Consider the following 23,981-nt stretch of genomic DNA (forward strand, 5'->3'; position numbering starts at 1 on the left):
CAACTGACATTTTGTGATGGCAATCACATAAGTCTTTTCCGGGTTGAGGCAAAGTGGCTTCATCAAATTTGGATGGCGTGAGCAGGAGCCAGTGCAATGAGGAGCTACAACGAAACCACCCGGACCGCCAGCAGCAAAGCGGCAAAGCCCTTTGCGATTCAGGCCAAGGCAACGGATCCGGCAATGCATTTCAAAATGGCAGCCATTTTCGTCCTGGCCCTGTTGACCATGATCGCAGCAGGCGTGATGACGATGCATCCCAGCAAAGCTTCTCAGGCACAGGATTTAAACAACCTGGCAACTCAAGGTTTGACCGCAACCAAGTCGGATCGCGCAACCAAGGTCCCTTCCAGTGAAACGTGTAATTCGCAAGCTTGGGGGGCCTGGAGCGATGATTGTGCAGCCGCTCTGACAGGTGCGCGCAAGGTTCGGAACGTTTCTTTTGTCACCGTCCAAAGGGCATCGCCGAGCGTAAACGAAACAATTTTGGCAAGATACCCGACTTCAAACTGATCTAGCAGTTCCGAAATTCATCTTTGAAACGGCGGCCCGGCTTCCCCTGGTCGCTGTTTTTGTTTGTCCTAAGTTATTGTCTGTAAACGGAACAACAGGCGTGAACGTGCACCTGAGGAAACTGCAACTTGAAATTCTCGTCGGTGCATGATGAAATTTGTTCTTTCGTGAAACATGTAGAAATTACTTAGGTAGACCAAATGTATCGGATTTTCGATTCTGCGGTCTCGTCGATTGTTAAAAGGGGTGATCTGAACGTAACCGATCCGGCAGGCGTGGTTCATCGTTATGGCGATGGGTCCGGAGTTTCTGTCGGAATAAAAATAAACGCGACGGCAGCGGTCAAAATCGTTGCGGATCCAGACCTTTATTTCGGCGAGTGCTATGTCAATGGTGACCTCGTGATGACCGAGGGAACCATTTATGACGTGCTGTCAGTGTTCTTGCAGAACACCGGCAACTCCAGCACAACGGCTTCATCCAAGATGATGCATGGTATTCGACGTGCTATCAGACGATTGGATCAATACAATCCGGTCAGTCGGTCCAAGGCGAATGTCTCACATCATTATGATCTATCGAGAAGTCTCTACGATCTCTTTCTCGATTCTGACCGTCAATATTCCTGCGCCTATTTCGAAGGAGATGACGGCTCTCTGGAACGGGCACAACTGGCAAAGAAAAGACACATTGCATCAAAACTGATGATTCAGCCGGGCATGCGGGTTCTGGACATCGGTTCGGGTTGGGGCGGATTGGCAATCTACCTCGCCGAGGTATGCGGTGCCGATGTAGTCGGCGTTACCCTCTCTGAAGAACAGCTCGCGCTTTCTCGCAAGCGAGTTGAAGAACGCGGATTGTCCAACAAGGTATCGCTACTGCTGCGGGACTACAGAACGCTGAACAGCAATTTCGACAGGATCGTTTCAGTCGGAATGTTTGAGCATGTCGGTGTTGGTCATTACCGGGAGTTTTTTCAAAAGGTAAGCATGTTGCTTGATGAACAGGGCGTGGCCCTTCTTCACTCAATCAATCGTTCTGATGGCCCAGGAGCAACCAATGCCTGGATCAAGAAGTATATTTTTCCAGGAGGGTACATTCCGGCTCTTTCGGAAGTCGTTCCCCATCTGGAGCAATTGGGGCTTTGTGTTACAGACGTTGAAATTCTGAGACTGCACTATGCGGAGACCCTTAAACACTGGGCCTCTCTTTTCAACGCTAATCGAGATGAGGCAAAAGCAATCTATGATGAGCGATTTTGTCGAATGTGGGAGTTCTATCTGGCAGCTTCGGAATGCGCTTTCCGTTTTGGCGGAATGAACAATTTCCAGATTCAATTCGTCAAGGATCAGGAGGCTCTCCCCCTTACGCGTGATTACATGGTTCATGAAGAAAGTCGTCTCAGGTCGATCGAAGGTCGTCTGCTCTCGGACGCGGCCGAATGATCCGACAATAGTGTGCCGAGCCAGCAAATTCGATTGCGAGAAACCGGTGACACACTGAGGTGTATTAAATTCCGGCCAAGATCTTTTGAAGTTCATTGAAGGAAATACCGGCTGACACATTGCCAGGAGCGGTCTATGACGATCTCGCCTTTATCTTTCAAGAAGATCCTGATCTATTTCTGGATGCTTTGGTGGTTGATTGCCTTCTTGACCGACTTTGCCGGGGCTATGGTTCAACTTGGACTGGTTGACGGAGGTTGGCTTCCACATTCAAACTATCCATATCTCGTCAAGTCACTTGCCATTTATCACCCGCCGGCGTCCCTGCCCCCGTTCCTGTTTGCCGGGATAATCTGCTGGTCTTTTCTATCGACAATATTCTTTGTCGCGGCGGCATTCACTCCCACAACTCCGCGAGAGCGCTGGATGTCGCGGGTAAACACTGCTTACATCGTCTCGCTGGGGCTATGGCTGGCGTTTTTTATTGCCGACCAGATCGTGATGAAATTCAGTCTCGAGCAAAATCATATGGTTCAAGCAGGTTTTCAACTTCTGACCTTCATCGCGATTCATGTTCTTCCAGACGGCCACTCGGATTAATTGCTTTCAATCCGAAGGGCATAAAAAAAGGCGGTCCAATTGACCGCCTCTTGTCTACTTCATGCGAATGCTCGATTGTTCAGAGCTTGCGGTTGCGTGGAACCACTACTCGGCAGAGCTGTCACCTTCCGGTTCGCCAGGTTCATTTCCATTTGTTGGAGCACCCCCCTGTTCGCCTGATGCGTCTGCGTCGCCCGTTGTTTCGTCATCAACGTCCTCGTCATCGACTTCAGAGATGCCTTCCACCGCGACAACCTTCTCGTCCTTGGCCGTTTTGAAGACAATGACGCCCTGCGTCGCCCGTCCGGCAATACGGATGCCGTCGACAGGACAACGAATGAGTTGTCCACCATCAGTGACAAGCATGATCTGATGACTGTCCTCAACCGGGAACGAAGAAATCAGTCCACCGTTACGATCATTGACCGCCATGGCTGTGATGCCCTTACCGCCGCGGCCGGTGACACGATATTCAAAGGAAGACGTCCGTTTACCGTAACCGTTCTCGGAAATGGTCAAAATGATCTGTTCAGCAGCACTCATTTGAGCGTATCGTTCCTGAGGAAGATCACCTGCCACAACGCCTTCTTCATCGCCTCCATTGCCGTTTTCTTCAGCTTCGCCGCGCATTGCGCGGGATAGCTTCAGATACGCAGCTCTTTCTTCCGCATCGACGTCGATGTGGTGGAGGATTTGCATTGAGATGACACGGTCATCATCGGCCAATCTGATGCCGCGCACACCGACGGAGTTACGTCCCGCAAAGACACGGACATCTGTGACCGGGAAGCGGATGCACTGACCGAAATTCGTAGTCAGCATGACATCAGCATGTTCGGAGCAGGTATCTACTCCGACAATGCCGTCGCCATCCTCAAGCTTCATGGCAATCTTGCCGTTTCGGTTGATATTCACGAAATCGGAAAGCTTGTTCCGGCGTACCGTTCCGCGAACGGTTGCGAACATCACGTCGAGATTTGCCCAGCTGTCTTCGTCTTCCGGCAGCGGAAGGATGGAGGTGATCTGTTCGCCCTGTTCCAGGGGCAGCATGTTGACCAGGGCCTTGCCACGCGAGGTGGGACCGCCAAGTGGCAGCCTCCATACTTTCATCTTGTAGCAGATACCCCGGGACGAGAAGAACAAGACCGGAGTGTGCGTATTGGCGACAAACAGGCGCGTGACGAAATCCTCGTCCTTGGTCGACATGCCCGATCGTCCCTTGCCACCTCTGCGCTGTGCGCGATACGTGGCGAGCGGAACACGTTTGATGTAGCCGGTATGGGATACGGTCACGACCATGTCTTCACGCTGGATCAGGTCCTCTTCGTCAAAGTCCGCACCACCTTCGACAATTTCGGTCCGTCTCGGTGTTGCAAACTCTTCCTTGATTTCCAGCATCTCGTTGCGCACGATTTCCTGTATTCGTGCTCTTGAGCGAAGAATATCGAGATAGTCCGAAATTTCGGCGCCGATCTTTTTCAGTTCGTCGTCAATCTCATCGCGACCCAGGGCCGTGAGGCGCTGCAGACGCAGATCCAGAATGGCACGCGCCTGTTCTTCAGACAGCTTGTATGTGCCGTCCTCCTGAACCTGATGACGTGGGTCATCGATCAGGCGGATCAAAGGCTCCACGTCATGCGCGGGCCAGTCACGCTCCATCAATTGGGCGCGTGCGGTCGCCGGGTCCGGAGCCGTTCGGATCAGGTGAATGACTTCATCGATATTGGCAACCGCAATGCCGAGACCAACCAGGATGTGAGCTCTGTCACGCGCCTTCTTGAGAAGGTACCGGGTTCGCCTTTGAACGACCTCTTCGCGGAATGCAACAAACGCTCTCAGCATGTCTGAAAGGTTCATCTGCTCCGGTTTGCCGCCATTCAACGCAACCATATTGGCGCCGAAGGACGTCTGAAGCTGACTGAAACGGTAAAGCTGATTGAGCACGACGTCCGGAACCGCGTCACGCTTGAGCTCGATGACCACCCGCATTCCGGACCGGTCACTCTCATCGCGGATATCGGAGATACCTTCGATACGTTTGTCGCGTACGAGTTCCGCGATCTTTTCGATCATGGTCGACTTGTTGACCTGATACGGGATCTCCGTAACGATCAGCGCATTGCGATCCTTGCGAACTTCTTCGACATCAACCTTGGCCCGCATGACAACGGAGCCACGACCGCTCTCATATGCGTTGCGGATTCCGGCTCTACCGAGGATCATGCCACCTGTCGGGAAATCCGGCCCCGGCACGATCTGCATCAGTTCTTCCAGCGGCATTGCCGGGTTTTCCATGATGGCAATAGCCGCGTCGATCACTTCGCCGAGGTTATGCGGCGGTATGTTGGTCGCCATACCCACGGCAATGCCGCCGGCGCCGTTGACCAGCAGATTTGGAAACTTCGCCGGCAGGACAACCGGTTCGCTTTCGGAGTTGTCGTAGTTCTCCTGGAAATCGACGGTTTCCTTGTCGATGTCATCCAGGAGTTTGTGTGCAACCTTTTCCAGACGGCACTCGGTGTAACGCATCGCCGCGGCGGGGTCGCCGTCGATGGAGCCGAAGTTCCCCTGTCCGTCGATCAGCGGCAGTCGCAGCGAGAAATTCTGCGCCATGCGCACGAGCGCATCGTAAATGGCACTATCGCCGTGCGGGTGGTACTTACCCATGACGTCACCGACCACACGGGCCGACTTACGATAGGGCTTGTTCCACTCATAACCGTTTTCGTGCATCGAATAGAGGATGCGGCGATGAACCGGCTTCAGTCCGTCTCTCACGTCGGGCAATGCGCGCGATACGATCACACTCATGGCGTAATCGAGATAGCTGCGCTTCATTTCATCGACAATGGAGACCGGTTTGATATCCGACGGCAATCCGTCGGAAGGCGTGCTGTTGTCCTGGTCAGCCAAGGAAGACACTCATTTGATTGTTATTGCTGGCTCTTTTATATCCGATTCAAGTCACCGCACCAAATCGCAGGCTGTTTTCCGCCTAACGAATAACACTTTAGTTTCAATGACCTACAGAGAGTATACACAGGGCGATAAAATGATTTACGCAAACCGGGTCGCTGTATCGCCCAAACCCCTATAGTAAGACCGCTTTCGCACCGGAAAAACCGCTTCGGGAATGAGAAATGCTGGACTATTTTATCAATGCCTTTGCGACGCTTTTCGTCACGATCGACCCTGTTGGATTGGCACCGATGTTTCTTGCCGTGACTGCGGGCATGAGTCAGGCAGACAGGCGCCAGGTGGCTGTGCGGGCAACGCTCACCGCGGCGGGAATTCTTCTGATCTTTTATGCTTCAGGGCAGACAGTTCTGAATGTTCTCGGCATTTCCGTTTCAGCCTTCAGGGTAGCCGGCGGTATCTTGTTGTTTCTGATCGCGATTGAAATGATTTTCGGAAAAAGGCAGGAACGAAAAGCTGAAACTGCCGAAAAGGCGATTGAATCCGAGGCACATCACGGCACGGTCAACGAACTCGCAATCTTCCCGCTCGCCATTCCCCTAATTTCGGGGCCAGCAACGATCTCCGCCATCATACTTCTGTCCAGTCAGGCTCCCGACACGATCCACTACGCGGGGTTGGGTGGAGTCATCGCGGTGATTCTGCTCAGTTGCATGGGAGCATTCCTGCTGGCAGACAAATTGGAACGGCTGCTTGGAGACACGGCTCAGCTCGTGATTACACGCCTTCTTGGCGTTCTGCTTGCTGCTCTGTCTGTTCAGTTCGTCGCGGACGGTGTTCTGGCTTTCATTAACTCCTAGCGTGGAAGCGACAACCTGAATTCCTGCGGAGACATTCCGTGAACGCTGTCACGTGACTTGATGACGACCTCGGAGACATCATCCGGGATTTCCACTCCGGATAGCGATCTTGTGAATGGCTGCTCATCCACGTGAGGATGAAGCAGCACGCGTTCTCCCAACAGTTCACCCTCAGGAGTATAAACCTGCCAGAGATCGGCATAGTGGTCCCATCCGGTATCTTCATGCCGCAACGTTACGGAAAACGTCCAGCTGCCGCCGGACTTCCTGGCGGTCGCATCGACAATTTCAACGTCGTTTGCTTGTCCGGGAACCGGCCAGAGCGTCATCCAGGTCAATGTTGTCAATAAGGAGATTTTTGACGAAATCTTCATTGCAACTGCCTCAATATAGAATCTTTCGCGCAACCATGCAGGAGCGTGAAAGTTGATAAAAGTCACGAATACGTCATAGGCTCCGGCGCAAGACAACAATTCGCATTCTTTAGACTTTCGAGGGAGGTGATATGGCAGGACATGGGTCCAAAAGGGTCATATTTGCAGCGCTTGCCGGAAACTCGTTAATCGCAATTACAAAGTTTGCCGCCGCCGTCTACACCGGTTCGTCGGCCATGTTGTCTGAAGGCATCCATTCACTCGTGGATACCGGCAACCAGGGCCTACTGCTCTACGGACTGAAAAAGTCCAAGCAACCGGCCGATCAGCGTCATCCGTTCGGCTACGGCGCGGAGCTCTACTTCTGGTCCTTTGTGGTGGCGATTTTGATATTTGCCGTAGGTGCAGGCGTGTCACTCTACGAGGGAATCCAGAAAGTCCTGCATCCGCACCCTGTCTCAAACCCTTACGTCGCGTATGTCGTTCTCGGCCTTGCGATGATTTTCGAATCGGTTGCGTGGTGGATTGCCTACAAGGAATTCAATCAATTGCGCGGCAAAAAGACGATTTTTTCAGCTGTGCGCGACAGCAAGGACCCTACTGTGTTCACTGTTCTCTTTGAGGACAGCGCAGCCATGCTTGGTCTCATAGTCGCATTTTTCGGACTATTAGGTGTCCAATACCTTGGACTTGCCTGGCTTGATGGCGCTGCTTCGATCCTGATCGGCGTTATTCTTGCGGGTACTGCAGCTCTGCTTGCGTTTGAAACCAAGGGCTTGTTGATCGGCGAAGGCGCTTCACCGGAAGTTCTGGCGAAGATCGAGGCGATCATCGATGCGACGCCGGCAATCGATAATCTCAACGAGATCCGGACATTGCACCGTGGTCCCAGGGACGTCTTGCTCGCATTGTCTGTCGACTTCATCGATGAAGTTGTGGCGGGAACTGTTGAAGAAACAATCTATTCCCTGGAACGCACGATCAAGATGCAAATTCCCGAAATCACCCGCCTGTTTATCGAAGTGCAGGCCCAAAAACATCACGAGGAAATGCTGGCGCAAGAAAAGGCTGCGCTAAGCCCCCCAGACAACTAAACCTCGATTAGGTCTGGCCGAAACGCTGCCTCGCTTTTGGGGTGACTTGCGGAACGGTTCCGGCTTCGTCATTCTCGTAACCGGAGGTTGACGATGCCGCAAAGCAATGACGCGATCAGGAAAACACTGTTGGATCTGAAGCAGGAGCTGGAGGAACTCAGCGAGATTTCAGAGGATGCCAGGGCAACAGTTACCTTGGACCAGCAATCGGTTGGCAGGCTATCGCGCATGGACGCTCTACAGGGGCAGGCCATGGCACAAGCAGCAGAGCGGCAACGGCGCGCGGATATTCAAAAAATCTCGGCCGCCTTGCAGCGCCTTGATGATGGAGAATACGGATATTGCGTTGAATGCGGTGATGAGATTGCCGACAAACGGCTTGAAGTGGATCCGGCCGCGGCATTCTGCATCAATTGCGCCAGTTGATATCAGCGTACCACCAGGCGACGAAGACCTAGCAGAAATGCCGAGACGTCTTTTGTCATTCGATCAATCGGATAGTTCGCCAACTCATCCTCTGTCCAGTTGGGTACTGGCATCAGGTTCTTCTCCAACGTCTGCAGGGTACTGCGTTCATTCGCTTTCAAAGGCATCTTGCTGGCCATCGACAGCAGTGACAGTTGTTCGTGTATCCGGCGCAAGACCGACAATGCCTCGCCCATCCGATTTTTGATTGCAGGATTCTGACGCCAGGTCTTGCCTTTGAAAATATCCTGAGTGACACGCTGGCCTGCACCGTAGCAGTTGTAGGTGATGCAGCCTCTAAACCCCAACCTTTCCCTGTCCTTAAAGACACGGCATTCCATGTGGTCATTGAGATTCGGACAGACTTCGCCAGCAGCTTTGTCTATGGCAAAGGACTCTGATTTGTCGAACGCAAACACGACACAACATAACGCCGCGCATGCGGAACAATCCGGTGTCAAATCGATTGAGCTATCCATAGTTCTCGCTTCAAGGATCCTGGCGCGAAAGGTATCGCTTCAAACAAAATGGCCGCAGGTTGCAGTTTCTCGCACCCCGCGGCCCTTCGTTATTATTCCCACTCGATAGTACCCGGTGGCTTTGAGGTAATGTCGTAAGTTACCCTGTTGATGCCCTGCACCTCATTGATGATGCGAGTTGCCGTTTCACCAAGAAACTCATGACTGAACGGATAATAGTCGGCAGTCATGCCATCGACCGAAGTCACGGCCCTCAGGGCGCAGGCGTAGTCGTATGTTCGATAGTCCCCCATGACACCGACCGTACGCACCGGCAATATGGCAACAAACGCCTGCCAGATATCGTCGTAAAGACCGTGTTTTCTGATCTGGTCGATATAGACGGCATCCGCCTTGCGGAGAATTTCCAACTTGTCCCGTGTGATTTCGCCTGGGCAACGGATCGCAAGGCCCGGTCCGGGGAACGGGTGACGGCCGATGAAGCTGTTCGGCAGACCGAGTTCCCGGCCGAGTGCCCTCACCTCGTCCTTGAACAACTCGCGCAGCGGCTCAACCAGCTTCAAGCCCATCTTTTCCGGCAGGCCGCCGACATTGTGGTGCGACTTGATCGTTACCGAAGGTCCACCGGAAAAGCTGACGCTCTCGATGACATCCGGATAGAGCGTACCTTGAGCCAGGAACTCCGCCCCCTCGATCTCATTGGCGTATTTCTGGAACACGTCAATGAACAGCTTGCCAATGGTCTTACGCTTTGTTTCCGGGTCGGACACACCTTCCAGGGCGCCGAGGAACAAGTCCGACTCGTCTGCATGGATTAGCGGAATGTTGTAGTGGTCCCGGAACATGGAGACGACTTCATCCGCCTCATTGAGTCGCAATAAACCGTGGTCGACGAAGACACAGGTCAGCTGGTCACCGATTGCTTCGTGTATCAGAACCGCGGCAACGGAACTGTCCACGCCACCGGACAGGCCGCAGATTACTTTCTTGTCGCCAACCTGTTCCCGGATCTTGGCGATCGCATCGTCCCTGTAAGCGCCCATGGTCCAGTCACCGGTGAACCCTGCAAGACGCACGAAGTTCTCGTAAAGCTTCTTTCCATTCGGTGTGTGATGGACTTCAGGATGGAACTGAACGGCGTAGAACTGACGGGAAGTATCTGCCGTGATGGCAAACGGAGCATTCGGAGATGTTCCGTAAACTTCAAAGCCAGGCGCAATTTCACTCACATGATCGCCGTGGCTCATCCAGACCTGCTCACGAGCGTCCTCAAACCACCCATCCAGGAGGGAAAGCTTGTGCTCTCCAGGCGTGACGTAAGCCCGGCCAAATTCGGCCGTACCGTGCCCACGTTCTACCTTGCCACCGAGACAATGCATCATGACCTGCTGACCATAGCAGATCCCCAGGATCGGAACTCCTAGATCAAACACGGTCTTGGGCGGCATTGGTGCCCCGTCAGCAAATACCGACGACGGGCCTCCGGAGAAAATCACGGCTTTCGGCTTAAACTCGGCCAGAAAAGCGTCGGTGACATTCTGAAACGGGTGAATTTCGCAGTATACGTTCAACTCACGCAGGCGCCGGGCGATGAGCTGGGTCACCTGAGAGCCGAAGTCAATGATTAGTAAGCGGTCGTGCTGGGTCATGGCCAGCTTCTACCCGGTCTTTTGCGCAAATTGAACCCGATTTTCGCACGAATAACTTCGTCTCACAGGATTTTATTGCCGAATTCCCTCCCCAGAGAAGAAGCGGTTACCACATGGGCCAAATTATCAGCGGACAAGCTGCCTCAGGCGCAATTTCGTTTTGACCGCCGGTCTCGTGGTCATTTACCTTTATGGGGTTCCTTGTTCATGAAATCGAAGGCCGACGAAACGAGAAGGTCTTGAAGATACCGGAAATCAGATGACCGCCGCTGCCCGCAAAGCGTATGAAGAAGCCATTTCCCTGGAAGGCTCCGGAGATCTCGACAACGCACTCGTTTATTTTCTCAAGGCGTTGGAACTTGCTCCACAGGACACCGAAATTGCTTATCGGACGGCAACCGCGCTGCTTCAGGCCGGTTATCTGGACGAAGCGCAATCTCAATTGCGTCGGGTCGTATTCGCGGAACCTGAAAATCTGAAAGCGAGGGCAAGCCTGGGTAACTGCCAGTTATTGATGAACGATTTCGAGAATGCAAAGCAGAACTTCGACGAAGTCCTCGCCGCGACGCCAGACAATCTCAACGCGCTTTACGGGCTTGCCAGCGTAAATATGAAGATGGGAGAACCCTCGAAAGCTGCGGTGCCGGCCAAGCGCCTTCTGGAGTTATTGCCGGAGTCTCCTGAAGTTCTCACATTGTTTGCGGATACACACGCCAATGGAACCCAGATTTCTGCCGCTGTCGCTGCCTATCGCAAGGCACTCAAAATCCACCCGGATTTCCCCCCTGCTCTTCTTGGACTGGCCAATCTCCTTCTGCTCAGGAAAAGATTTGACGAAGTCATAGAACTTACAATTCGAGCCAACCAGCTAACGCCGACCGATCCGCTGACATTGGAAATCCTGGCTGATGCTTTATCGGGAAAAGGCGAACTGGAAGACGCGTTCGAGGCGGCAGACGCTGCGCTGAAGCTCAACGGGCGTTCACAAACCAACCTGGTACGGCTGAGTGTACTTTCTCGGAAACTCGGCAAGCACGATACGGCTCTCGAATACGCGTTGAAAGCGCACGACCTGACCGAATCCGCGTCCGAACCTCTGAACGCGCTTGGTGCCGCACTGGCTGCACTCAAGTTTGCCCCGCAAGCCCGCGCTGTCCTCACCGGACTGACATCAGGTCGCGGTCTCGATACGGACATACGAAAGCTCGCTGAAGACCTGATCGCCTCCAATCCGAGCAGGATATCGGATCCCGTTGGCGAAACGAAGAATCGTGTTGAAGAAATTGCTGCGACTGAGGCTACAGTCAATGTCGAAGTGCAAACACCGGGGTCAGACCGACCGGAACCGAATGTCGGCCGTGCAAAAGTCCAGGAAATCACTCAAACGCCGGCAGCAGACAAGCCGCTCGGTGTCCAGCTCGCAGATGATGATCCCCTACCCAATGTACTGGGGCTTCAGCGGCGGGACCGGACTTAGTTCCGCAAAACCGGACTTAGGACCTGCGCTCAAAAATTGCGATGAAAAATCCGTCTGTTCCAGTGGATGCGGGTGTCAGAAGGAGTTCTCCGCGTTCGTTGACATATTTGGGTTCAGGCAGGCCTGAAAGGGTTTGCCTCCAGATATCAAGCGCAGATTTTGAACTGAAATCGGGGTTCCTGTTCAAGAAACGAGCAGCCTGATCCTGGTTTTCCTGAGGCAATACCGAGCACGTAGCATAAACAAGGCGTCCACCCGGCTTCACATACTGACTTGCGTGATCCAGAACATGGCGCTGATCTTCAATCCGATCTTCAAGCGCTTTTTCAGAAAGACGCCATTTTGAATCCGGCCTGCGTCTCCATACGCCTGTGCCTGTGCAAGGTGCGTCGATGAAAACCAGGTCCATTTGCCGCTGCAGATCCTCAAGTGAGGAACTTGCGGGATCTCTGACCTGAATGTTGCGAACACCGGCCCGCTGCAAACGTTCGTGGATGGGAGCAAGACGCAACCGGTCCGCGTCATAAGCGTAGAGCTGCCCCTTGTTTTGCATGGATGCGGCCAGCGCAAGGGTTTTGCCACCGCCACCTGCACAATAGTCCAGCACCTGTTCGCCGGGCTTTGCCTGTGCAAGGTGGGCAGCCAGCTGACTGGCTTCATCTTGCAGCTCGAACCAGCCCTTGCGGTACCCCTCCTCAGCCTGAACATGAGGCATCCGTCCGAGACCCGGCTTGGCTTCAATGCGAACGCCAAGTGGTGAGATTTGTGACCGAATCGCGCCAGTATGTGCAAGACGCTTGAGGACCTTGTCACGGTCAGATTTCAGTGTGTTGGTACGAAGATCGACCGGCGCCCGTTTCGCCAGAGCCTGTCCTTCGTCTACTGCACTATCGCCAAAAATCGACTGAAGTTCCGGCCAGATCCAACTTGGAACATCGGCAGCTTCGAAGTCTTTCATCTCGGGCTGCATATCATCGCCAAGAATAGAAACCTCTTCATCGGTCAACGACTCAGGCGCATGCCTGTCTTGCGACAGCGCACCAGAAAGCGCTTCGAGGCCTTTTTCCCAGGTGAGCGCATAGGTACCCAACACGAGCGCGCGCGGTGTGGCACTTTTCATGCGCGCTGCTAACGACACCTTGTTTCTCAGCGCATCAAAAACGAGGTTGCCGATGACGGTTCGATCGCCCGAACCTGCAAATCTGTGTGCCGCCCCCCAGTCTCGGAGTGCGACTTGAACCGGACGATGGCGGTTCTCGATATCTGTCAGGACTTCTATTGCCGCCGCAAGGCGTCCGCCATCTTTCATGTCAATCCTCTGGAGCGGGTCAAGTAGCTGCCCGCTCCCTCAAACTACTTAAACGTTGGAAGGATAATTCGGACTTTCCCGGGTAATCGTCACGTCATGAGCGTGACTTTCCCTAAGTCCGGCGCCGGAAATCCGGACAAAGCGTGCTTTTTCCTGGAAGTCCTGGATGTTTTTGCCGCCGACGTATCCCATTGCAGCCCGCAATCCGCCAGCCAATTGGTGAAGCACACTTCCAAGAGCTCCCTTATAGGGAACCTGGCCTTCGATACCTTCCGGCACGAGTTTCAGGCTGTCGCGAACTTCTGCCTGGAAATAACGATCAGCAGAGCCGCGTGCCATTGCACCAACGGATCCCATCCCGCGATAGGATTTATAGGACCGCCCCTGGTGCAGATAGACCTCTCCCGGGCTTTCTTCGGTGCCTGCCAGCAGGGAACCAACCATCACCGAGGCAGCTCCGGCAGCAATGGCCTTGGCCAGGTCACCCGAATACTTGATGCCGCCGTCCGCGACGACAGGCACACCTTGCTTGTTGGCTTCGTTGACCGATTCCATGATTGCCGTGAGCTGCGGAACCCCGACACCCGCAACGATACGGGTCGTGCAGATCGACCCAGGACCGATGCCTACCTTTACGGCATCCGCACCTGCGTCAATCAACGCCTTTGTTGCCTCTGAAGTTGCTACGTTGCCGGCAAGAACCTGGACAGAATTGGAGAGCTTTTTCACCCTTCCCACCATATCCAGCACCTTCTGAGAATGGCCATGGGCGGTATCGACAACCAATAGGTCGACACCTGCATCGATCAGCCGTTCAGCTCGGGAAAAGCCTTCCTCACCGACACTGGTCGCAGCAGCAACGCGCAGGCGACCCTGACTATCCTTTGAGGCGTTCGGGTTGAGCTGCGCCTTCTCCATGTCCTTGACCGTGATGAGGCCGATGCAGTTCTGGCCTTCATCAACAACCAGAAGCTTTTCGATGCGATTCTGGTGCAGAAGACGTTTTGCGTCTTCCTGGCTGACGTTGTCGTTCACCGTCACCAGATTTTCGCTGGTCATCAGTTCGTGAATTTTCTGATCAGGATTGGAAGCAAATCGTACGTCTCGGTTGGTCAGTATGCCAACAAGCTTTCCTGTAACCTGTCCACCTGCACCGCCATTTTGAACAACGGGCACCCCGGAGATGCCGAACTGTTTCATGAGGTCGAGTGCTTCCTTAAGCGTCGCATCCGGGCCGATAACCAATGGATTGACCACCATTCCGGACTCAAACTTTTTGACCATTCGGACTTCTTCAGCCTGCTGGTCTAACGACAGGTTTCTGTGAACAACGCCAATACCACCTGCCTGGGCCATCGCGATGGCAAGACGGCCTTCCGTGACCGTGTCCATCGCGGAAGAAAGGATCGGAATATTGAGCTCCAGATCCCTGGTTACCTTCGTGCTCAGATCCACATCGCCCGGCATTACTTCCGAGTGACCGGGAATTAGCAGTACATCATCAAAGGTCAGAGCTTGCTGCCCGGTTGATGGGACAAAGAAAGACGCCATGGCCAATTCCCCTTAATAGAATAGCTGAGACGCAGGCTCGATTTCCATCGCCTGCATCTTTCGAGTCGCTTCGGCTGTGCCGGAGAAGTTGGCGCGGGTCAATAACACGCGGGTGACAGAAAGAAAAGAGCCTTGGAATTTCACTTGCCCGTTTACAAGAAAACTCAACAGGTCAATCGAAGCACCTGATCGCATACTGACGCAAAGAAGATTATGCAGGCTGATCAGGCTCCAGATCGCTTCCGCGAAAGCCCTTTGCGATTACATAAAGCTCCGGACTTTCCTTTCGGCTTGCCGGTGGTTTCAAATGCGCAACCGTCTTGAACTCGCGCTTGAGGTCCTGCAGCAGAGAATTTTCAGTACCGCCTCTGAACACTTTCGCCAGAAACGACCCGCCAGGAACGAGATTGCGGCGCGCGAAGTCAATGGCGATTTCGAAAAGATGCGTGGTCCGCAGGTGATCGGTCTGCTTGTGCCCTGTTGTCGGGGCAGCCATGTCCGACAAGACCACATCGGGTCTGTGACCGCCGAGCGCCGTCATCAGTGCCGCCGGCGCATCGTCATCCAAAAAATCCTTTTGCAGGAAAGTCGCACCACGTACGTGATCCATTTCCAGGTAGTCGATCCCGACCACTTTCGGAGTTTCGACGCTTGACTGAACTCTTTCGACTGCCACCTGGCACCAGCCGCCGGGAGCACACCCGAGGTCCACGACCCTGTAGCCCGGTTTCAGCAGCTTATGCTTGTCGTCAATCTCAATCAGCTTGTAAGCCGCTCTGGAACGATACCCGTCCATCTTCGCACGGCGAACGTAAGGATCGTTCAACTGCCGCTGCAGCCAACGTGTTGATGATTCCCGACGGCCTGCCGCCGTTTTGACCTTTACGTGCAGGCCGCGATCACCCGATCCTTTTTTTGAACGGCTCATGTTCTGTTCCTTTGGCGCCTGCGGTCGTAACGTTGGCCGGAGTTCCTGCGAGACCAAACGCCATCGGCTGCCATCAATTCAGTTAAGATACCTTCACGAAGTCCGCGGTCTGCGACCCGCAGACGCGAACAAGTCCACCGCCTTCTGATCGCCTCCAAAATGGCACATCCGGCAAGGACAAGGTCCGCGCGATCAGCCCCGATGCACGGATTTTCCACGCGCGCCTCATACGGCATGTCTCGCAGCTGATCAATCATTCTTGAAACATCATGGTCATCGAGCCAGGTGCCGTCGACGCGCCTGCGATCGTAGCGTTTCAAGCCTAGGTGAACGCCGGCAAGCGTTGTCACGGTGCCGGAAGTGCCGAGCATATGTACCCGCCCGGAAGCAATTGCTTCGGAAAGTGTATCGGACAGGCTGAATGCCGAAAGATGCTCGGCGGCGTCTTCCACCATCGCTTCAAACACGTCGGGTGTGACATGCACACCGCCATGACGCTCTGCAAGATTAACCACACCTACCGGGAGCGAAATCCAGGATCGAATGAACCGGGTCAGAGCATATCCTCTGGCCCCGCAGCGGTTTCTTAGGTCAAGCCAGACAATTTCTGAGGAACCGCCACCGATGTCGAACAGAATGACACCGTCGGCTTCATGATCGACCAGGGACGCACAGCCTGCCACCGCCAGGCGCGCCTCTGTTTCCCGATTCACCACCTCGAGCGCCAGACCGGTCTCCGTTTTCACCCGTTCGATGAACTCGTCGCCATTTTCCGCAGCGCGGCAGGCTTCTGTAGCAATCAACCGCGAGCGGGCGACGCCACGGTCGGCGAGTTTGCGATGACAATTGGCCAGAGCTTCAATCGCCCGGTCCATGGCGGCATTGCTCAAGCGCCGGTTGGAACCGACACCTTCGCCAAGTCTGACGATCCTGGAATAGGCATCAACGACCCTGAAACCGCGCTCCTCGGGACGCGCGATCAGCAGTCGGCAATTGTTCGTTCCAAGATCAAGGGCGGCGTAAAGCGGAGAGTTGTTCCTTACGTTCCTTGGCCGATCCTTGTGCTGACCTGGTCGCCGGGGTCGAGCCGCGTCCCCGCGGTTTTTCGGGAGACGAATATCGGCATCCCGCTTCTGGCGTTCAGCCGGCTTACGCTGGCTTGGCTGGGAAGGTCCGCGCGCGGACGATTCTTGCTCGACTTGCGTTCCGCCGGCCTCGGCTTTGCCCGGTTGACCGTTTGTCGCCTTTTTCGACGCCTGCCACCGTCGACGCCCACGCCTGCGCGCGGCCTTCTTCCCTTTCAGGCTCGTAGCGGCTTCGCCGGCTTGCTGACCGTTTGGCGAGGTTTCGGAAGCTCCTGTTTCCACCACGCCGGTTTGCTGCGCAGTGGATTGTTTTGAACTTCCACGTCGGCGTTTTTTCCGTTTTCTATCCGGTGCAGATGCACCTTTCCCGTCTTGCGCACGGAAATCTTGCGCAAGCGTCGCATTATCGACGGATCCGGTACCAGCAGGGATCGGAGCTTGCCCTGATCCTTCAGGTCCATCAGTTGCAGTGACAGTCTCCTGCCCAGCAACATTGCCTTTCGGGCTTTTCCCCGAACGACGCTTTCTGCGCCGTCTGTTCTGGCCCTTGAACTCGGATCGAGTTCTGCTGTCTCCGGACACATCAGCGGTACGACGCCCGTGATCGGGCGGTTCCTGACCTGATTCAGTCACGCTATTGCCTTTCAGGCCCGGTGCGCCTGCCATTTTATGCGGCGTAGCCAGGGCCATATCTGTCGTTGCGAAAACTCTATCAGGTTGACCGCTGCCGGGAAAGCACTCGTTGACACAAAACACATGCGTGTTTCGCATCACCTGCGTGGGGGCAGATTTCACAAAAAAGTCAAAATCGGCTCTTGCATTCCGGATTATGATAGATGTATATGCCCTTCACCGACTAAGCGGCCCTCAATTGAGTGGCAACATACTTGGTCGTTGCCTCGGAATCCCGAGCATTGTTGGGGAATAGGTTAACGGTAGACCCGCGGACTCTGACTCCGTTAGTCCTGGTTCGAATCCAGGTTCCCCAGCCAACTCTTTTCTGAAAATTGTTGTGTTTTGAAGGCAGCGATCTGGCTCGCGCGTGAGAAGCTAAACGACCCGATTGTCATTCCAGGCTGTTGGTTTCGCTATTGAGCTTCTTGAACGCGTCTATTCAGCGTGTCGTGTTGCTCCTTGATATTTTCCGGCCAGGTGGATTTGATCCACGAAAGAACGGCGACTATTTCCTCATCCGACAACGTTTCTGCGAAGCCCTGCATTGGGGAGTTCAGATCTTCTATTTCCAGAACCTGGGCCGTGCCGAATTTCGTGATATTGAACAGCAATTCGTCAGCGTGATGCCAGGTGTGTCCGGTTTCGTCATGCGGTGGCGCCCGCAAAGAACCGTCCGGATTGGGCGCCTGCCAGTCTGGTTCGCCCCGACGGTCGGAACCGTGACAAGTGGAGCAGTAATTTTCATAGATTTCCGCTCCTTGGCGCACGAGAACCGGATTGTCCGGCTGCAGAACAAGGGTCGCGTTGTTCACTAAACCTGCACCATCGTCACTTTGGTTGGCCAGATAGCCCGTCAGGATCGCAACGAAAATCAAGAAACTTACTAAGAAAGACCAGAGAATCAGCGCTCTTTTCATTGTTCCATTAGAACCAAGTTTTTGGTCAACGAGAGAAGAGAATAACGCATGCCAACCCTTTCGGCATGCCGTTGACAAGAACGAGGGCGAAACCGGCACGAACCGCCCTCTTTTTCTTTGTTATTCAGGTTTTGAACCCTGTCCCAAGAACGATCATCGACCCGTCGTCAAGAAAGGTTCTGGCGTCTGAGAACGGGTCTCACCGAGGGAATAAACGGTGTATTCGGCACTCGGATCATATCCCATGCCCAAAGATCCCTGAGGCATGCCAGGAACGGCAATGCCACGGATATCCGGACGTTCGCTCATCATCTTGTCGATTGCTTCCAACGGAACATGTCCTTCGATGATGTATTTCCGGTTCATGCCGATCACTGCGGTATGACAGGCTTGCATGTCGTCTGGAATGCCGGCTTGTTGCTTGATGGAGGACAGATCCTCCATGTCTTCAACAACAACCTTGTAGCCCGCAGCTTCAACTGCTTCCGTCCAGATCTCACAACATCCACACCATGGCGACTTGTACACGGTCATGGTTTTTTCTTCATCGGCCAACGTTGGTGTCACCAGTGTCACCAATCCTGCAAGCGCGAAACATGCGGTGATACGTCTGGTCATTTTGAACCTCCTGCGTTTGAGGAACTGTGGCAAGGTTTGCCCATGAGGCGATGCAGAACAAAGTGCATACCAACGCACCCCAGCAGGGGAGCTGCAAGCAGCATTTTCTGGGCGAATGACTGGTCAGCCGGTGCGAATGCAACGTAAATGCCGGTCCCCGCAATCATGGCGGCACAACAGGCAGCCATGAACAGATTGTGTCCGGAGAGCAGTTTCAGATTTTCCGATCTTGAGTTTGATGTCGATTTTGTCTTCGCATCCGTAGACAGACTACGAGCGTCAATCGTCTCGTTTTCCATTTGCGTTTACCTGTTTGTCTGGCGAACACCAATCATCAGAAGCTGATGAGTCACAAAAGGATAGTGTTCACCTGTGTTTCCAAGAAGGATATCGATGGGCGGACATTTGCGCCCACAGCGGCAGGTCAACGCTGTTTGGGAGGATGGTCCGGCTGACGCAATATTACAGACAGGAAGCTGGCGAGCGGAACGATCTCGACAGTTGCTTCTGATACAAACTCGGACGAAAAATCGACAAGATAGAAGGTACCACAGTCAACACTGCAGCTTGCTAAGGAGCCCGCGCCGCCCGAGGTGTCTGCATCGCTACAACATTGGGTGTGGTGCGCCATTCCCATCTCGACGGTGTCAATCACCATAGTGTCGAGTTGTTGTTGGGAAGTGATTCCTGAAACGTCTGCTTGCCCGGCACTCAAAGCAGCGGCCGTGTGGACCCCAGCAAAAATTGTGATCAGAAATGCAATCAGCAAGCTACGCATAGGCATCATATAGATTGTTCTTGAATGGATTTACATGGGCCAGATTGGCGCAGTTGAACTCAACAACAAAGATCCATCGCCGCGATAGAAGTTCTATTTTTCAGTCTTCAATCCAATGCTATAGACTACTTTCTTCGGATATCTCTTTGTTCTTCAGCCCCGCTTTCTCCAAACTCAAGACCAGTCTTTCCTTGAAATTCTCATTCAACAGCCAGACAGAAAGCATGTCGTGAATATCAGTTTCCAATTCCGGCTGTTGCGCAATCAGTTCCGCTAACGCTTCTTGAGCGGAAGCGTCATTTCCCAACTCCGCGTTCAGCACAGTCCGCCAAAGATGCGTCCAGAAAAAGTCAGGCATCTTGATCTTGTCGAGCGTGGAAAGCGCCTCGCGATACTCCTGTCGTTCGTAGTGGTAGAAAACCCATGGAAAATGATACCAGTGCGGATGGACGGGATTGAGCGCAATAGCCCTGTCCATGATCGCAAGCCCCTCTTGCCAGGATCCGCTGAGTGCAAGTCTCAGGGCAAAATGCGCGAGAATTGCATTGTCGTTAGGGTTCAAGGATGTGGCTTTACCACCTGATTTTCGAAAGCCTTCTAGGTCACCGGCCACAAACCGCACATTTGCCTGCATGAGATGCGCGGAGGCAGAATGCGGATCCAGTTCAACAGCACGGCGAGCTGCCTCTTCCGCATGCGCGAAGAGCTCCTGCCTGTTGCCTCCCAGTGCAAAACGGATCTGCTGCAAATGGAGGTTCGACAGCACGGCCCAGGCTTCCGCATAGTCTGGTTCCAGCGCGATAGCTCTTTCAACGCAGGTCTTTACCTCGCCATGACGTTCAAGGTTTATCGTGATTTGATAACTGTAGTATTCCAGTACGCAATCATAAGCACTTCGGGTTTCGGGCGGGCGGCGCGCGGCTTCATTCATAGCTTCCTTGGCAAGGATGCCGTATTTTCCCGCCAGATTACCGATTACTTCCCGGGTGATCAGGTTCTGGGCTTCATATATTTCCTTCGGACTGCTGACGGTGTCGTAACTATGAACCCAAATGTATCGGTCTGTTTCCAGGTCCACCAGACGGGCAGTTATATTCAAGGTACCGACTGCGGCTGAGACGCTTCCCTCTAGAACATAATCGGCACCGAATTCAGATCTCAATTCACTGAGATCGGATTTGCCATGCCGAAAGCGTGCGACACTCCCCAACGGTAACACCCATAGGTCTCGAAAGCGCACCAGTTCCGTGGTCAATTGCTGTGTTATGCCATCTGCAACATAATCGGGCCCCTCCCCCAAAGGTGTAAATGGCAACACGGCAATAACCGGCCCTTTGGGTAAGTCCTCGTTATCTGATCCGATAAGCTCGTACTCCGGCAACAGGGCGAAAACGCCGATTAACACCGCACAGACCGCAACTGCAGCCACACTCAGCGCCAATTGCCACCGCCGAACTGAACTCGGTAATCCTGACCGTTTCTCAGCAGGTTTTTCAGGCTCGGCTTCAGAGCCATCGGTAATCTCTTCAAAGCGGGGAACATAGGTTCCTTTGGGGATTGAAATCCGGATCGGTTCATCGCGACCCGGTCCGGCATAGTAGCTATCGATATCTCTGCGAAGTCTGCGCGCTTCGAGTCGAACAATCGGATCGGTTTGCTGGTCGAAAGTGTCGTCTCGACCAAAGACCGACATGGCAATCGCCACACCCTTGATCTGGTCGGCCCGTCCTGCCAGCGTTTCCTCAACAACATAGGTCAAGAACGCTTTGCGCTGAGGTGTCGCTGGGAACTCCGGGTGATTCAGCATACGCTGCAATTGCATACGTATCGAGTGCTCCGACGTTGTCGGTCCGGTTTCAGCTGGCACGGATAAATTCCTAACAAATCAGAATTTTTTTCAAAAAACATCCCTTTGTAACACGTTCACTCGCCCATGTAGCAACATGTTCGTACTTCACGTTCCTCGAGTGGTGCATACGATGACCACGCATCTCAGCTTTCAGGCGAGCGCCGAGGTTTCGAGGAGGCCATCCTTCTTTGATTTTTCCAACTCAGTCGCGTTGCGGACCCAACCACTTTGCTGGTTCGACCGCACACCTTGGCGCTTGTTGTTATTCAAATTTATAGGAGTCGTTCCAACATGGTACGCCGCAATGCCCTTGTTCTTACAACTGCACTTTTAACTCTGACTGCGGGTACAGGGGCCGCACAGGAACATTTTGACGCCAAAGGAAAGTTGCCATCTGAATTCACTGTCGAATTTCAGGGAGAAATGCGCAACGCCCTCCCCTTCGAAGATGAAAGGGACTTCGAGGAAAGCCGGAAGGGTCTCATCGCAACCCCGGATTACAAGCAGATCAAGACCGAGAACGGCACGGTTGCGTGGGACATCGGCAGCTATGAGTATCTCCTTGAGGGCAAGGATTTCGATTCAATCCATCCTTCGCTGCAGCGCCAGGCCATCCTGAACATGAACTATGGCCTCTACGAAATTCTTGAAGGCAAGATCTACCAGGTGCGCGGGTTTGACCTGTCCAACATTTCCTTCATTCGGGGCGATAGCGGATGGATCATCTTTGATCCCCTTGCGTCCAAGGAAACGGCAGCTGCCGCGCTGAAGTTGCTGAACGATACGGTTGGCGAATTGCCGGTCAAGGCCGTTGTCTATTCGCATTCGCACGCCGACCACTATGGCGGCGTCAGGGGTGTCATTACAGACGAAGACGTTGCCAATGGTGTTGAGGTCATCGCTCCGGAAGGCTTCATGGAACACGCCGTTTCAGAAAACGTCTATGCCGGCAATGTCATGAACCGCCGTCTGTTCTTCCAGTATGGCGTGCTGCTGCCGCGCAGTCCCTATGGGCACGTGGATCAATCCATCGGCAAGAATATCTCCGCCGGCACGACCGGTTTGATCGAACCGACGAAATACGTGTCTGAAGACTACGAGGAGATCACAATCGACGGTGTGCGAATGATCTTCCAGAACACGCCGGGGACTGAGGCACCTGCTGAAATGAACACCTATTTCCCGGACCTCAAGGCCTTCTGGGCGGCTGAAAACATCACTGGCACGATCCACAACATCTATACGTTGCGCGGCGCTCTTGTTCGGGACGCATTGAGTTGGTCGAAACACATAAACGATGCTCTTTATGAGTTCGGCCAGGATGCGGAACTGATGTTCGCGTCACATTCCTGGCCTCGGTTCGGCAATGACCGCATTCAGGAGGTCATGCGTGCTCAGCGTGACACTTATGCCAACCTGAACAACGGTGTTCTGAACCTTGCCAACAAAGGGGTGACCATCAATCAGGTTCATAACGTCTATGACGTACCGGAAAGCCTGCAAAACCAGTGGGCGGCGCGCAGCTACCATGGTTCGGTTGAACATAACAGTCGTGCCGTCATCAACCGCTATCTGGGCTACTGGGACGCCAATCCGACAACACTGACGCCTCTTTCACCGGAAGACAGTGCTCCGCTCTATGTCGAAATGATGGGTGGAGCCCAACCCATTCTTGCAAAAGGTCAGGAACTCATCGGAAACGGCGAGTATTTCGCCGCCACCGAGATCCTGAACAAGCTGGTCTACGCCGAACCGCAGAACCAGGATGCAAAGGACCTGCTCGCAGATGCCTTCGAGCAAATCGGATATCAGAAGGAAAGCCCGTCGGTGCGCAATTCGTTCCTCGGCGCAGCCTATGAACTACGCAATGGTATTCCGGAAGGTGCGACGATCGAGACGACCGGCCCGGACACCATCAAGGCCATGCCGGTTTCTATGTGGTTGGATTTTCTGGGAATCCGCGTGAATAGCGCAAAAGCGGCTGGCATGGAGTTCACGATCAATCTCGATATTGCTGATCGTGACGAGAAAATCGTAATCGAAATGAGCAACGCAACACTGACACACATCGTCGGTCACAAAGCTGACGAGGCTGATTTGAGCCTTGCCATAAACAGGGCTGACCTGGAATCTGTCATGACGGGCGAGCAGAAGCTCGTTGATCTCATCGCGGAAGGCACTGTGAAGTCCGAAGGGGACACTAAAGTGATCGGTCAACTGGCCTCAACTCTCGATCAATTCGATCTGGGATTTGAACTGATGCCTGGAACGGGCGCTCAAGACCTGACAAAACCGGCAAACAATTTTGCGCAGCCCGCGCTCGCGAACTCGAACGGCGGGTGAGCTTATCGGCAGTCTCCGCAATCTCGCCTGATGCAACGCTCCTTCGCAATGTGTCG

Annotated in this window: 21 protein-coding genes and 1 tRNA gene; 9 read left to right on the top strand and 13 right to left on the bottom strand. The window is 53.8% G+C overall.

Features of this window, described 5'->3' with window-relative positions; all coding sequences use genetic code 11:
- The first annotated feature begins 96 nt into the window (after positions 1-96).
- From ABLQ08_RS15570 to ABLQ08_RS15580, 3 genes are all read left to right on the top strand, one after another.
- On the top strand, positions 97-513 hold the full coding sequence (locus ABLQ08_RS15570; RefSeq protein WP_352943879.1) for a phosphopantetheine adenylyltransferase: 417 nt from the start codon (positions 97-99) through the stop codon (positions 511-513).
- Between the two features lie 200 nt (positions 514-713).
- On the top strand, positions 714-1,958 hold the full coding sequence (locus ABLQ08_RS15575) for a cyclopropane-fatty-acyl-phospholipid synthase family protein (RefSeq protein ID WP_352943881.1): 1,245 nt from the start codon (positions 714-716) through the stop codon (positions 1,956-1,958).
- A 135-nt stretch (positions 1,959-2,093) separates the two neighbouring features.
- Positions 2,094-2,558 carry a hypothetical protein gene (locus tag ABLQ08_RS15580; RefSeq protein WP_352943883.1) on the top strand — a complete coding sequence of 155 codons (465 nt, stop codon included), beginning with the start codon at positions 2,094-2,096 and terminating at the stop codon, positions 2,556-2,558.
- Between the two features lie 105 nt (positions 2,559-2,663).
- On the opposite strand, the gene gyrA is transcribed toward ABLQ08_RS15580, so the two are convergent.
- A complete protein-coding gene (gyrA, locus tag ABLQ08_RS15585; RefSeq protein WP_417714926.1) occupies positions 2,664-5,396 on the bottom strand; it encodes a DNA gyrase subunit A in 2,733 nt (910 codons plus the stop codon).
- Positions 5,397-5,698: 302 nt separating this feature from the next.
- Between gyrA and ABLQ08_RS15590 the strand changes: the two genes are divergently transcribed.
- Positions 5,699-6,334, top strand: coding sequence for a MarC family protein (locus ABLQ08_RS15590; protein WP_352943887.1), 636 nt, complete (start codon positions 5,699-5,701; stop codon positions 6,332-6,334).
- Here ABLQ08_RS15590 and ABLQ08_RS15595 read toward each other — a convergent pair.
- A complete protein-coding gene (locus tag ABLQ08_RS15595; RefSeq protein ID WP_352943889.1) occupies positions 6,331-6,708 on the bottom strand; it encodes a hypothetical protein in 378 nt (125 codons plus the stop codon). The genes ABLQ08_RS15590 and ABLQ08_RS15595 overlap by 4 nt on opposite strands.
- 131 nt (positions 6,709-6,839) lie before the next feature.
- On the opposite strand from ABLQ08_RS15595, the gene ABLQ08_RS15600 reads away from it, so the two are divergent.
- Positions 6,840-7,802 carry a cation diffusion facilitator family transporter gene (locus ABLQ08_RS15600; RefSeq protein ID WP_352943891.1) on the top strand — a complete coding sequence of 321 codons (963 nt, stop codon included), beginning with the start codon at positions 6,840-6,842 and terminating at the stop codon, positions 7,800-7,802.
- A 93-nt stretch (positions 7,803-7,895) separates the two neighbouring features.
- Positions 7,896-8,228: a TraR/DksA family transcriptional regulator gene (locus ABLQ08_RS15605; RefSeq protein ID WP_352943893.1), complete on the top strand. Its 333-nt coding sequence runs from the start codon at positions 7,896-7,898 to the stop codon at positions 8,226-8,228.
- Positions 8,229-8,230: 2 nt separating this feature from the next.
- Here ABLQ08_RS15605 and ABLQ08_RS15610 read toward each other — a convergent pair whose 3' ends face one another.
- A complete protein-coding gene (locus tag ABLQ08_RS15610; protein ID WP_352943895.1) occupies positions 8,231-8,746 on the bottom strand; it encodes a hypothetical protein in 516 nt (171 codons plus the stop codon).
- A 92-nt stretch (positions 8,747-8,838) separates the two neighbouring features.
- Positions 8,839-10,395, bottom strand: a complete 1,557-nt coding sequence (gene guaA / locus ABLQ08_RS15615; RefSeq protein ID WP_352943896.1) for a glutamine-hydrolyzing GMP synthase — start codon at positions 10,393-10,395, stop codon at positions 8,839-8,841.
- A gap of 259 nt (positions 10,396-10,654) precedes the next feature.
- Between guaA and ABLQ08_RS15620 the strand changes: the two genes are divergently transcribed.
- Positions 10,655-11,872, top strand: coding sequence for a tetratricopeptide repeat protein (locus ABLQ08_RS15620; protein WP_352943898.1), 1,218 nt, complete (start codon positions 10,655-10,657; stop codon positions 11,870-11,872).
- A 16-nt stretch (positions 11,873-11,888) separates the two neighbouring features.
- Here the strand turns inward: ABLQ08_RS15620 and ABLQ08_RS15625 are convergent, their stop codons facing one another.
- The 5 genes from ABLQ08_RS15625 to ABLQ08_RS15645 form a co-directional block, all read right to left on the bottom strand.
- On the bottom strand, positions 11,889-13,181 hold the full coding sequence (locus ABLQ08_RS15625) for an RsmB/NOP family class I SAM-dependent RNA methyltransferase (protein ID WP_352943900.1): 1,293 nt from the start codon (positions 13,179-13,181) through the stop codon (positions 11,889-11,891).
- 48 nt (positions 13,182-13,229) lie between these two features.
- Positions 13,230-14,732 (bottom strand): IMP dehydrogenase, encoded by a 1,503-nt coding sequence (guaB, locus tag ABLQ08_RS15630; protein ID WP_352943902.1) that lies wholly within the window; start codon positions 14,730-14,732, stop codon positions 13,230-13,232.
- Positions 14,733-14,943: 211 nt separating this feature from the next.
- Positions 14,944-15,660: an RlmE family RNA methyltransferase gene (locus tag ABLQ08_RS15635; protein ID WP_352943904.1), complete on the bottom strand. Its 717-nt coding sequence runs from the start codon at positions 15,658-15,660 to the stop codon at positions 14,944-14,946.
- On the bottom strand, positions 15,657-17,030 hold the full coding sequence (locus tag ABLQ08_RS15640) for a Ppx/GppA phosphatase family protein (protein ID WP_417714919.1): 1,374 nt from the start codon (positions 17,028-17,030) through the stop codon (positions 15,657-15,659). Before ABLQ08_RS15640 ends, ABLQ08_RS15635 begins: the two co-directional genes overlap by 4 nt.
- Positions 16,961-17,329 (bottom strand): hypothetical protein, encoded by a 369-nt coding sequence (locus ABLQ08_RS15645; protein WP_352943906.1) that lies wholly within the window; start codon positions 17,327-17,329, stop codon positions 16,961-16,963. The genes ABLQ08_RS15640 and ABLQ08_RS15645 overlap by 70 nt, the downstream gene beginning before the upstream one ends.
- A gap of 334 nt (positions 17,330-17,663) precedes the next feature.
- On the opposite strand from ABLQ08_RS15645, the gene ABLQ08_RS15650 reads away from it, so the two are divergent.
- A tRNA-Gln gene (locus tag ABLQ08_RS15650) sits at positions 17,664-17,737 on the top strand.
- Positions 17,738-17,833: 96 nt separating this feature from the next.
- Here the strand turns inward: ABLQ08_RS15650 and ABLQ08_RS15655 are convergent.
- The 4 genes from ABLQ08_RS15655 to ABLQ08_RS15670 all read right to left on the bottom strand — a co-directional run bounded on the left by ABLQ08_RS15655 (position 17,834) and on the right by ABLQ08_RS15670 (position 21,426).
- The gene (locus ABLQ08_RS15655) at positions 17,834-18,337 is read right to left on the bottom strand and encodes a cytochrome c (RefSeq protein WP_352943908.1); all 504 of its coding nucleotides are present in this window, start codon (positions 18,335-18,337) and stop codon (positions 17,834-17,836) included.
- Positions 18,338-18,490: 153 nt separating this feature from the next.
- Entirely contained in the window at positions 18,491-18,955 is a 465-nt protein-coding gene (locus ABLQ08_RS15660) for a DUF411 domain-containing protein (protein WP_352943909.1), read from the bottom strand.
- A gap of 424 nt (positions 18,956-19,379) precedes the next feature.
- Entirely contained in the window at positions 19,380-19,733 is a 354-nt protein-coding gene (locus ABLQ08_RS15665) for a hypothetical protein (protein WP_352943911.1), read from the bottom strand.
- Between the two features lie 118 nt (positions 19,734-19,851).
- Entirely contained in the window at positions 19,852-21,426 is a 1,575-nt protein-coding gene (locus ABLQ08_RS15670) for a hypothetical protein (RefSeq protein WP_352943913.1), read from the bottom strand.
- Between the two features lie 447 nt (positions 21,427-21,873).
- Between ABLQ08_RS15670 and ABLQ08_RS15675 the strand changes: the two genes are divergently transcribed.
- Positions 21,874-23,925: an alkyl/aryl-sulfatase gene (locus ABLQ08_RS15675; protein WP_352943915.1), complete on the top strand. Its 2,052-nt coding sequence runs from the start codon at positions 21,874-21,876 to the stop codon at positions 23,923-23,925.
- Positions 23,926-23,981 lie beyond the last annotated feature (56 nt).

Source organism: Roseibium sp. SCP14 (genome assembly GCF_040329475.1).
GTDB lineage: Bacteria > Pseudomonadota > Alphaproteobacteria > Rhizobiales > Stappiaceae > Roseibium.